At 72.3% G+C, this 10,581-nt stretch carries 8 protein-coding genes, 1 pseudogene and 1 riboswitch; all 9 genes and pseudogenes read right to left on the minus strand.

Translation table 11 applies throughout. From position 1 onward, the window contains the following. Nucleotides 1-227: 227 nt before the first annotated feature. Nucleotides 228-890: a LysM peptidoglycan-binding domain-containing protein gene (locus FNH09_RS21825; protein ID WP_152890528.1), complete on the minus strand. Its 663-nt coding sequence runs from the start codon at nucleotides 888-890 to the stop codon at nucleotides 228-230. Between the two features lie 3 nt (nucleotides 891-893). Beyond that, nucleotides 894-1,062, minus strand: a riboswitch (cyclic di-AMP (ydaO/yuaA leader). Nucleotides 1,063-1,462: 400 nt separating this feature from the next. Further along, entirely contained in the window at nucleotides 1,463-2,317 is an 855-nt protein-coding gene (locus tag FNH09_RS49550) for a transglycosylase family protein (protein ID WP_152890530.1), read from the minus strand. A 180-nt stretch (nucleotides 2,318-2,497) separates the two neighbouring features. Continuing rightward, the gene (locus FNH09_RS21835; protein ID WP_162468903.1) at nucleotides 2,498-3,766 is read right to left on the minus strand and encodes a cytochrome P450; all 1,269 of its coding nucleotides are present in this window, start codon (nucleotides 3,764-3,766) and stop codon (nucleotides 2,498-2,500) included. 72 nt (nucleotides 3,767-3,838) lie between these two features. Beyond that, nucleotides 3,839-5,812 (minus strand): SEL1-like repeat protein, encoded by a 1,974-nt coding sequence (locus tag FNH09_RS21840; protein ID WP_152890532.1) that lies wholly within the window; start codon nucleotides 5,810-5,812, stop codon nucleotides 3,839-3,841. Between the two features lie 80 nt (nucleotides 5,813-5,892). Continuing rightward, nucleotides 5,893-6,867 carry a nucleoside triphosphate pyrophosphohydrolase gene (locus FNH09_RS21845; protein WP_162468904.1) on the minus strand — a complete coding sequence of 325 codons (975 nt, stop codon included), beginning with the start codon at nucleotides 6,865-6,867 and terminating at the stop codon, nucleotides 5,893-5,895. Nucleotides 6,868-6,940: 73 nt separating this feature from the next. Beyond that, the gene (locus FNH09_RS21850; protein WP_152890534.1) at nucleotides 6,941-7,585 is read right to left on the minus strand and encodes a SurA N-terminal domain-containing protein; all 645 of its coding nucleotides are present in this window, start codon (nucleotides 7,583-7,585) and stop codon (nucleotides 6,941-6,943) included. 177 nt (nucleotides 7,586-7,762) lie between these two features. Then, nucleotides 7,763-8,590 carry a glycoside hydrolase domain-containing protein gene (locus FNH09_RS21855; protein ID WP_152890537.1) on the minus strand — a complete coding sequence of 276 codons (828 nt, stop codon included), beginning with the start codon at nucleotides 8,588-8,590 and terminating at the stop codon, nucleotides 7,763-7,765. A gap of 224 nt (nucleotides 8,591-8,814) precedes the next feature. Next, nucleotides 8,815-10,299, minus strand: coding sequence for a serine/threonine-protein kinase (locus FNH09_RS21860; RefSeq protein WP_152890555.1), 1,485 nt, complete (start codon nucleotides 10,297-10,299; stop codon nucleotides 8,815-8,817). A gap of 38 nt (nucleotides 10,300-10,337) precedes the next feature. Further along, nucleotides 10,338-10,581: pseudogene (locus tag FNH09_RS21865) on the minus strand (hypothetical protein); the annotation flags it as partial.

Consider the following 10,581-nt stretch of genomic DNA (forward strand, 5'->3'; position numbering starts at 1 on the left):
CGTCCCGGGGCGATCAGCAGGTCGTTGACCGCGTCATGGACGGAACCGAGAGTAAATTGTTTCCGAACGGAACAAAGCCGGTTCGACAAAAAACCCCGTCCCGGTGCGTACGGGGGAAGAACGCACCGGGACGGGGAGCCCGCGGGGACGGGGGGACGGCCCTCGCGTGGCCTCCACAATGAAGGACACGGCTGGGAGGCCGCCGTGGTTCAGCTACGAGCCCGCTGTCACTTCAGGTGCAGCTGCTGGCCGGGGTAGATGACGTCGGCGTCGGCGACGACGCCCTTGTTCAGCTTGAACAGCGCCTGCCAGCCGCCCTTGACGTCGTGCTTCTGGGCGATAGTGCTGAGCGTGTCGCCCTTGACGACCTTGTACTCGCCGTCACCCTTGGCGACCGCCTGGCCGGCCGGGGTGGTGACGGTCTTCGTGGCGGCCGGGCGCTCGGCGGAGCGGGTGGCGGCCTGCGTGTCGGTCGAGCGGGTGGTGGTGCTCGGCGCGGCGGCGGCAGCGGCGTAGGGGGTGCGGGACAGACCCTTGCCGCAGACCGGCCAGGCGCCCTTGCCCTGGGAGGCGAGGACCTTCTCGGCGATGGTGATCTGCTGGGCCTTGGTGGCCAGGTTGGCCTGCGAGGCGTACTGCGTGCCGCCGTACGCGGCCCAGGTGGAGGCGGAGAACTGGACACCGCCGTAGTAGCCGTTGCCGGTGTTGATGGCCCAGTTGCCGCCGGACTCGCACTGGGCGACGACGTCCCACTCGGCGGCGGTGGCGGCGGAGGCGTTGCCGGCCGCGAACAGCGGGGCGGCGACGGCGACACCGGCGACACCGGCGAGCGCGGCGATGCGGGTGGCCTTGGACGAGCGGCGGTGCGTGCCCTTACCGGAAAACAGCATGGTGGATCCCCTCACCGACGCCTGCGAGGTGAGCTGTCGGGTTCGGGCCGGTTGAGTTGCCCGGCCACGCCCCTCACGGGACGCGGCTTCACCCCGAGCCGGCACCAGCTTCAACCGCTGGGCACGGCGCTTACCTTGGGTCCCCCGCTCCTGCCGACGGCGCTTGACGCGACGAATGTTCCCGGGCAGCCGCTGGCAGGATTCGGCGTTGCGGCGGCCGGTGCCCGCTGTGGCGAGCGGTTTCGACCGTAGACAGGCGATCCGGGTATTTCCAAAGACGATCAGGGCTTCTGAGACTCATCCCACAGTTTCACCAAAACGGACATTTACTGGCGAAACGGGGCGTCAACTCCCGCCGCTTCACACCCGTTTAGGTCGGTGCCTCCCAGGCCCGACCAGGGAAGACACGGGCCCCGACAGCACCACCGGCCCCCTGCTCACCATGCGGAGCGGGAGCCGTCCGTCGCGGAGGCCCGAGGGGGCGGCCAGGGGTTCGGCCAGGGATGGCCAGGAGTCCGGCCGGGGGCGGCCAGGGGTTCGGCCGGGGTGGCGACCACCCCGGCGCGGGCGGGTTACGAACCGTCCGCGGCGTAGGCGGTCGAGGCGTGCCGGCCGATGAAGGACAGGTCGGCGTCGACGGAGCTCTCGTCCTCGTCGGCGCTGGTGCCGCGGTGGCGGCCGGTGCCCAGGTCGCCCGTGTCGACCAGACCCGAAGCACCGATGGACTGACGGGCGTTGTCCGAGTAGTTGGACTTCGCCCCGCTCGCGGATGAATCGTCAGTCTGTGCGTCACTCGTGGCGACATCGGCAGATTTGTCCGACTTGTCCGTCGTGGTCGCGGAGGGGGCATCGGGGGACGCCGTACCGGAGGGCAGGGCGGACGGGTCGGCGGACGCGGTGCCCGCGGCGGGCGTCGCGGACGGGTCGGCGGTGGTCCCGGCGGTGGAGTCGGGCAGCCCGAGCGGGTCCGACACCGAGGCCGAGCCGGTCGTGCCGGTCGTGCCGCTCGCGGTGTCGCCCGCCACACCCGTGTCGACGACGGCCGTCGCGGAGTCCGCGGCCAGCCCCGAGGTCAGTCCGCAGGTGGACCAGGCGCCGGCCCCCTGGGCGGCGAGGATCTTCTCGGCGACGGCTATCTGCTGGGACCGGCTGGCCAGATCGGCCCTGGAGGCGTAGTCGAGACCGCCGTACTGCTCCCAGTCCGCCTGCGTCAGGTGCAGGCCTCCGAAGTGCCCGTCACCGCTGTCGGCGCTCCACGAGCCACCGGTCTCGCACTGTGCGACCTGGTCCCAGGTGCTGCCCTCGGCCGCGCTCGCGCCACCGGCGCCCAGCAGCGGGATGGCGATGGCGGATCCTGCCACTCCGGCCGCGACGAGCAGAGCCGGAGCCTGGCGGGGACGACGGTGACGACCGTTTCCGGAGAGCATGCGGAAACCTTTCGTGCGACAGCAGTGACCGACACGGCCTGACGCTGGCGCCGTGTTGATGGTTGAACGTATCGGCACACGATCACTTGTCACAAGTTCATGCCACGGAGATCACGCGAAGATCACAATGTTGACGGTGCGTCACCCCGGTCCGGAACCCTCACGACTGCCGCCAATCGGTCAGACCGCCGTGAACTCCACAGGCAGGGCGCGCAGTCCGCGCATGATGAGTCCACCACGCCACCTCAAGTCCTCTGGTTCCGCGGCGAGTTGCAGGTCCGGGAGTCGAGTCAGGAGCGTGGTGAGCGCGGTCCTTCCCTCCAGCCGGGCCAGCGGTGCGCCCAGGCAGTAGTGGATTCCATGGCCGTATCCGAGGTGTTGGTTGTCACTGCGAGTGAGGTCGAGCACATCGGGGTCGGTGAACCGCTGCGGGTCACGGTCGGCGGCCGCCAGGACCACGAGGACGGGGTCCCCGGGGGCGATGTCCTGGCCGCCGATGGTCAGCGGCGCGGTCGCGAACCGCCAGGTCGCCAGCTCCACCGGCCCGTCGTAGCGAAGCAGTTCCTCGATGCCGGTCTCCATCAGCGCGGACTCCCCGGCGGCCAGGGACGACTGGAGGCGCTCGCGCTGATCGGGATGGGTCAGCAGGGCGTACATACCGTTGCCGATGAGGTTGACCGTGGTCTCGAACCCCGCGAACAGCAGGATGAACGCCATGGCGGCGGCCTCGTTCTCGGTGAGGTGCTCGCCGTGGTCGGAGGCGCGGATGAGACCGGAGATGAGGTCCTCGCCCGGTGCGGCGGTCTCCGACAGCGCCTCCCGCTTGCGGTGGATGAGCTCGGCGAGATAGCCGCGCATCTTCTTCACCGACCGCGCGACCCCGCCCCGCGGCCCTCCGCCGTGCCGGATCATCATGCCCGCCCAGTCCCGGAAGTCGTCCTGGTCCTCACGGGGTACGCCGAGCAGGTCGCAGATGGCGTAGATGGGCAGCGGGAAGGCGAACTCGTGGATGAGGTCGGCGGAGCCCCGGGCGGCGAAGCCGTCGATCAGCCGGTCGGTCAGCTCCTGCACGCGCGGCGCGAACTCCGCGACCCGGCGCGGGGTGAACGCCGTGCTGACCAGACGGCGGAGCCTGGTGTGGTCCGGCGGGTCGATGTTGAGCAGATGGGTCATCAGCTCGGCCTTGCGCTCACCGGGGATGCCGGTCCTGCCCTTGGCGTGCGCGGGCTCGTCGTGGTGCGCGGGGTTCTTGCTCAGCCGCTGGTCGGCGAGGGCCTGTCGGGCGTCGGCGTACCGGGTGACCAGCCACGCCTCGACCCCGCTGGGCAGCCGGGTGCGGTGCACGGGGGCGTGCTCGCGCAGCCAGGCATAGGCCGGGTACGGGTCGGAGGCGAACTCCCAGGTGAAGAGCTCGGGGGCGGGACTGTCGGGCGCGGGCTGGTTGGTCACGCCCTGACGGTAGCTGGCTTTCGGGGTTCGGCTTTCGGGGGCGGTGACGGGTCCGTCGACCTCGGTACGCCGTCAGTGCTCCCCGTCCCGGGCGATGTCGGCACTCCCCGACAGGAACGGCAGCCGCGTCCGAAGGTCGCTCGGGGGGTGGCCTCCCGCCAGGTCGTTCAGTCGGCGCGCCGCCTCCTTGTGGCCGCCCGCGGCCGCCGTCCGCAGCCAGTGCTCGGCCAGGGCCAGGTGAGCCCGGCCGAGCAGGTGGGCCACGCGGGCCTGCGGATCGTCCGCGACCGCCGCCCTCAGATACGGCAGGGCCTGCTCGGCCTTCCCCTGCCCGAGGAGCAGTTCCCCGACCTGTGCCGCCAGGTCCGTACGCCCGGCGTCGGCCGCCTTGCGGAACCACTTCAGTTCGGTGGCCTCGTCCTTGGTCACCTGGCCCAGCACGCCCATGAGGTGCATGGCCTCGGTGTCACCCGCTTCGGCCCTCGGGGCGAAGACGGCGTGGGCGGTTCTGCGGACGTTGAAGTGCACGTCGTTGTCGTGGCGCGCCTGCTCCAGCGCGCAGCGCCAGACGGCCGTCCGCACCGGCGCCGACGTCCGTCGTGCCTGCGCGACCAGCGATCCGTGCGGCCGCCACGCCGTCGCCTCGCTCTCCCCCACGCCCGGCCCCGGGGCGACGGGGACGGGGACCAGCAGCCCGGCCACACCGTGCCGCGGCGTGGCCGCCCAGGTCGTCGCGTCCCGGAAGGACTCCCCGCCCGACGGTCTTCTGCCGTAGCACGAGGCCGTCGTCCTCAGCAGGAGGTCCGGTATGCCCCCGGTGACTCCGCAGCGCGCGAGGTCGACGGCCGCCCGGACCAGCAGATGTCCGTACGGATGGCGGCTGTTGGACCAGCCGGCGCTGTGCCACAGGTCGTACAGCTCGGGGCCGAGCGCGAGGAACTGGGTGACGCCCTCGTCGGACCGCTCCAGGGCGTCGGCGAGCCGGTCGTCGTCGCGGTGCCCGGCCAGCCGGGCGAGTTCGTTCTCGCTCCACCGGGAACCCACGCGCGCCACCCGCGCCCGGGCCAGCAGCCTGGACGCGGGTCCGTCGCCGAAGCGGTGTTCCTCGTAGACCTCGTCGCGCATGGTGGCCACCACGGGGACGCGCAGCGCGGAGAGCCGTCCCAGCAGTCCCAGGTTCAGGCCGTGTTCGCCGAGGTGTTCCTCCAACTGGTCCAGCCACAGGACATGGCGGCCGGTCCGGCCGTGCAGCGTCTCCGGGAGACCGCGCAGATCCGTGCCGGGAGCGGGCGCGAAGACCCGGCCGGAGTGCCCGGCCGCGTGGGCCCCGGCGGACCAGGCCGTGCGCGACTTGCCGGAGAGCGGGCCGCCGGTGACGACCAGCAGGTCGTCCCGCTCGTGCCAGCCGTGCAGCCCGGCGTCGATGTCCCGCTCCACATAAGCCGGGAGACGGGCGAGGTCCGCGCCGTCCGGCCGTCGCGTCGGGCGCACGCCCAGGGTGACCGGGTCGATCTCGTCCGGCACCGGCCAGCGGCCGGGGTCAGGGAGCGCGGCGCCGGGGTGGTTGACGTAGGTGTGCTGGCTCCCCACGACCGGTCCGTGGAAGGTGCCCTGCCGGAAGTCGACGTGGTCCCCCGCGACGCCCGGCCGGTCGGCCGGCTCCCCGGGCGCCCCGGGCTTCCCGGCGGGAGGCGGGACGAGCTTGTCGCGCTTGAGGATGCCGTCGGCGACGGTGGCTCCTCGGTCGGCGGGACGGCGGGCCTCCGCGGGTTCGGAGAACCGGCCGATCAGGGTCGCGAGACGGCCCGCCGCGTCGTGGCCGGGCGAGTTCGCCAGCACATCGAGAAAAACGCCCCGCCACCGCGTAAGGGAGTACGACAGCCTGCCCGTCGGCCCCCGCAGCAGATCGGACTCCGCGGCCCACCCCGCCCGCTCGAACCATGTCGCGAACGCCTCACGCACCAGCGCCGCCTCGCCCGACCGGTGTAACCCGGCGACCAGGGCCTGCGCCCCTCTGGCCGCCAGGTCCTCCAACTCCCGTTCCACCCAAGCCCCCTGGCCCCTCGACCGTCCCTGGGTCAACCGTACTGACCCGGGTGGCCGTCCTCGCGCGGCTCGGCCGAAGGTCAGTCCTCGGCGGCCCGGATCGCGTCCCGGTACGCCCGTGCCGCCGCTCTCAGCGCCGCCTCCGGATCGACGCCCTGCGACTCGGCCCGTACCGCCAGGGCCAGCAGCTCGTAGCCGATGCCGTCGCCCTGCGGGAGCGGGACGTCCAGGCCGGCCGTACGGGCCCGGGAGGCCAGCTTGGCGGCGAGGGCCAGACCGGGCTGGTGCACGGGGATGCCCTCGGTGACGGAGGTGCGCCGCTTCTCCTCGGCCTTGGTGCGCAGCCAGTGCTCCTTGACCTCCTCGGGGGTGCTGGCGGTCTCGTCGCCGAAGACGTGCGGGTGGCGGTGGATGAGCTTGGTGACGATGCCCGCGGCCACGTCGTCGACGGAGAAGGGGGCCTGGGGGTCCTCCTCGGCGATACGGGCGTGGAAGACGACCTGGAGCAGAACGTCGCCGAGCTCCTCGCGCAGCTCGTCCCGGTCGCCGTCCTCGATCGCCTCGACGAGCTCGTACGCCTCCTCGATGCCGTACTTGGCCAGGCCCTGGTGGGTCTGCCGGGACGACCACGGACAGGCGACGCGGATGCGGTCCATGACCTGGACGAGGTCGAGGAGACGGGCGCCGGGGAGGTCGTAGGAGGCGGGGAGCAGTTCCAGTTCCGGCATCGCGACGCGGCCGGAGCCGGCCAGCCGGGCGAGGCCGTCGGTCAGCGCCGGTTCGCCTTCGGCGGTGGCCACGACCACCACCGTGTGGCCGCCCGCGCAGAGGTCGACCAGGTCCTCCGCGGCCGGGGACGCCTCGTCGACGGCTATCCCCGCCTCGCGCAGATACGGCAGCTGCGGGTGGGCCGCGTCCGCGCACAGCACGCGGTCGGCCGCGCGCAGCGCCTGCCAGGCGGGCCAGGACAGCAGGCCCGGGGCGACCCGGTGGCTGGTGGTGAGCAGGACGACGCGGCCGGTGGCGGCTTCTGCTTCGGGGCTGGCTGTGTTCACCCCTCGAACGTAACGCACGACACCGACAGCCCCGGGAGTCGTCCCCTGGCGGAGCGGCCCCGTCGCGGACCGGTCAGGCCGTCTGCTGCGTCCCCGCGGCCGTGACCTCCCGTACCCACGGGGTCTTCGCGTCGACGCGGCTGACCTTCTGGGCGTCCCAGTCGCCGTAGCGCGGGTTGAGGTCGACGTGGAGTTCCCCGGACGCCGTGGAGAGTGCCTTCCAGAAGGCCGGCTGGTTGGTGTCGGTGCCGAGGTGGGCCGCGAGCTTCTGCGCCTGGAGCTGGAGGCGGAGGTTGTCGTCGAGGCGCTGCGGCGGGATGGAGTACTGCTGGAGCCAGGCCGTCTCCAGTCCCGCGGCACCGCCCGCCTGCTGCTCCAGGCCGGCGCGCATCTGCTGGATCTCGTTGCGGGTGACGGTGACGCCCGCGTCCTGGGCGGCCCGCTGGAGGACCCGGTCCAGGACCATGCCGTGCAGGGTGTCGCGAGTGAGGCTGCCGGTGGTGGCGACGACGCGCGCGTACTGCGCGTCGTCCGGCACCGCCGCGCGCTGTGCGTCGCGCACCTCCTGCACCCTGCTCTCCAGCTGCGACACGGTGATCCGCTGGTCGCCGACGACGGCCGCGGCACCGGGATGCGCGTCGTTTCCGCAGGCGGCGAGGAGCGGGGCCGCGGCGACGAGCGCGGCGGACAGGACGAGCGCGGTGCGACGGCGGTGCAAGGAAACCTCCCGAGGAGATTGTGCGACGGTGCACAAAGTCTTGCGGTGATCGATGTTAGGCAGTGGGCAGGCTCTGGCCAACCCATTCGACCAACGATTCACCAGGACTTCGGGCACCGCCTCGCCTCCGCCGCACTCCCGCCGTGTGAACAGTTGTGCGGGCAGCCGGGCGGACGCTCAGCCGGTGATGGCCACCGGGCCGTCCCAGGCGTCCCGGTCCACGGTGATCGTGACGCCGCCGATGGTCTCCTTGCTGTTGACCATGTACTGGTGGCCCCGGCTGTGGTTCGTCCACTGGGTCGCGGCGAACGGCCAGTCGCTTGTGGTGGTGTTGGTCTTGTCCCACAGGGCGTACCACATGTTGCCCGGCAGGTCCGTCTTGTCGGTGGCGTTCGCGATCGCCTTGGCGCTGGAGCTGGTGAAGCCGTAGTAGCCGGAGCGGTACGTCTTGGCGCGCAGGGCCTTGTCGAAGGCGCGTACGTACGTCAGGACGGCGTCGTTGCACGCCTTGTTCGTGATGTCGTACGACTCCATGTCGAGGTAGACCGGGCTTCCGGCCTTCATCCCGAGGGCGGTGGCCTTCGCGACCGCGTCGGCGGCGTCGCTCGCGCCGAGCGAGGCGGCGGTGGCGGCGCTGATCTTCTCGGGGCTGGACCCGGTCTGGCAGGGCGGCTGGGCGCCCACGTAGAGCGGGATGAGCTTCCAGCCGAGGGTGCTGACCGACTTCACCCAGGACGCCGTGAGGTTGGGCTGGGCGCAGCCGCGGTTCTTGCCTCCGATGTACACGGCGGCGGCCCCGTAGAACCCGGTGTGCCAGGCCTTCATCGCGGAAAGGGAGGGCGCGGCGCAGGTGTCGAAGGCGCGGCCGGTGAAGGTCTTCTGCGCGGGCCAGGTGGTGGCGGCCATAGAGGTCTGCGCGGCGATGCCGGCCCCGGCGACGACGGCGACCCCCGCCACCCCCCAGGTGACGTACCTGCGCTTGCGGGACTGCCGATGGCTGGACATGTGTGACCCCACCCCTGGTTGTGCCGGCGGCGCCGGCGAGTTGTGCGACGACCGCGCACGCGGCGCGGTGCGAAAGCGCGTGTAGCGTGAAACGGATGGCAACCTAACCGGTGCGCATCCCTGTTCGGAAAAGTACGCCCCTAGGAACCCACAATATTCCTTCAGGGTGCAGCAAAATCTGTCCGGCCCACCCGGCCCACACGTCTCGGCCGACCCGGCGGTGGCTATCCGTGCATCTGCCCCAGCCACTGCAACGTCCGCCTGACCTCGGCCGCGAGCGGATGTCCGGGGCCGCGCCGTCGCTCCACGTCGTGCAGCAGCCGGGCCAGCGTGTCATGGGCGGCGGCGCGGTCGCCGAGCGCCAGCAGCAGGTGCCCGATGCGGCGGCGGACGTCGAAGGCCGACTCCGGGTCCCCGGCGACGTACTGGTTCTCGTAGTACGGCAGCAGGGCGCGGTACTCGGCCAACGCCGCCGCAGGTTCGCCCAGTTGCTCCAGGCACTGCGCGGACTCGTGGCGGTAGCGCAGGGACTGGGGGTCGGCCTGACCGGCCTCGGCGGCGCGTTCGTCCGCGAGCCGGCGCAGTTCGGGCAGCGCGCGCCGGTACTGGCCGTCGTCCATGAGCGTGGCCGCGTACTGCTTGCGCAGGGTGCGCACGACCGGGGAGTGCTCGCCGTGCTGCTGGGCGGCGGCGGGCAGGATCGAGCCGAGGATGTCGACGGCCTGGGTGATGCGGCCCTCGCCGAGGAGTCGCTTGACCTCGTCGACGGCACCGGCGACATCGGGTTTCTCGGCGACCGGCGCGACGGGGGCGGGCTGCGGCGCGGGCGTGCGCGCCCGGTCCGGCCAGGGAGCGTGCGGGCGCAGGAACGGGCGCGTGGGATCGAGCGGCGCCCCGGTGGGCATCCCGCGCGCGGGCAGCAGCAGCGCCAGGTGCTCGTACACCTCCTGCGCGGAGGCGGGACGGTGCTGCGGGTCCTTCGCGAGCAGGCGCAGGACCAGGCTCTCCAGTGCCTCCGGCACCTCCGGACGCAGTCTGCGCACCGGCAGCGGCGGCTCGTACAGGTGCCGGTGCAGCACCCCGAGTGCCGTCGAGCCCGCGAACGGGACCTGGCCGCTGAGCAGTTCGTGCATCAGTACACCGAGCGCGTACAGGTCGGTGTACGGGCCGACCGCACCGCCCATCGCCTGCTCGGGCGCCATGTACGCGGGCGAGCCGATGGGTGAACCGGTGTGTGTGAGGCGGGTGGTGTCGGTGTCCATGACGGAGGCGACGCCGAGGTCGAGGACGGTGACCGTGCCGTCCTGCTTCACCATCACATTGCGCGGCTTGAGGTCGCGGTGGATGATCGGCACCGCGTGGACGGCGCTGAGCACCGCGCACAGCTGCGCGGCGACCGCGACCGTCCACTGCCACGGGTACGGGTCGTGCTCGGCGAGGTGGTCGGAGAGGTCGGCGCCGTCGACGTACTGCATGACGAGGAACAGCTCCTCGCCCTCGCTGCCCGCGTCGTGCACGGTGACCAGGCCGGGGTGGTCGACCTGGGCGGTCACCCGGCACTCGCGCACGAAGCGGCGGCGCAGTTCGTCCGCCTCCTGGCCCGCGACCTTGTCGGGGCGCAGCAGCTTCACCGCGACCCGCCGGTCCAGCCGCCGGTCGTAGGCCGTCCAGACCTGGCCCATGCCGCCCTGTCCGATGAGCGTGGCCAGTTCGTACCGGTCGGCGACGACGCGGCCTGTCGTCGCGGTCACCGGCCGCCCTCGGGCCGGCCGTCCCGGGGATCCTCCTGCTTGCGCAGATAGTCGCTGAGTTCGTCGAGCTCGGCGCGCACCTGGTCGATGCGGGCGGGCGCGGGCCGCTGCGGCGGAGGGGTCTGCGGCACGGGCGGCTGCGGCACGGGCGTCTGGGACAGGGGCGGCTGCGGCACGGACGGATTCGGCACGGACGGATTCGGTATGTACGCCTGGGCCACGGGGGGCCCGGGCGTACAT

The organism is Streptomyces adustus, assembly GCF_009377175.1.
Lineage (GTDB): Bacteria > Actinomycetota > Actinomycetes > Streptomycetales > Streptomycetaceae > Streptomyces > Streptomyces adustus.

Coding starts and splice junctions, on each gene's coding strand:
- FNH09_RS21825 (WP_152890528.1), bottom strand. CDS start 890: ATGCTGTTTTCCGGTAAGGGCACGCACCGCCGCTCGTCCAAGGCCACC.
- FNH09_RS49550 (WP_152890530.1), bottom strand. CDS start 2,317: ATGCTCTCCGGAAACGGTCGTCACCGTCGTCCCCGCCAGGCTCCGGCT.
- FNH09_RS21855 (WP_152890537.1), bottom strand. CDS start 8,590: ATGTCCAGCCATCGGCAGTCCCGCAAGCGCAGGTACGTCACCTGGGGG.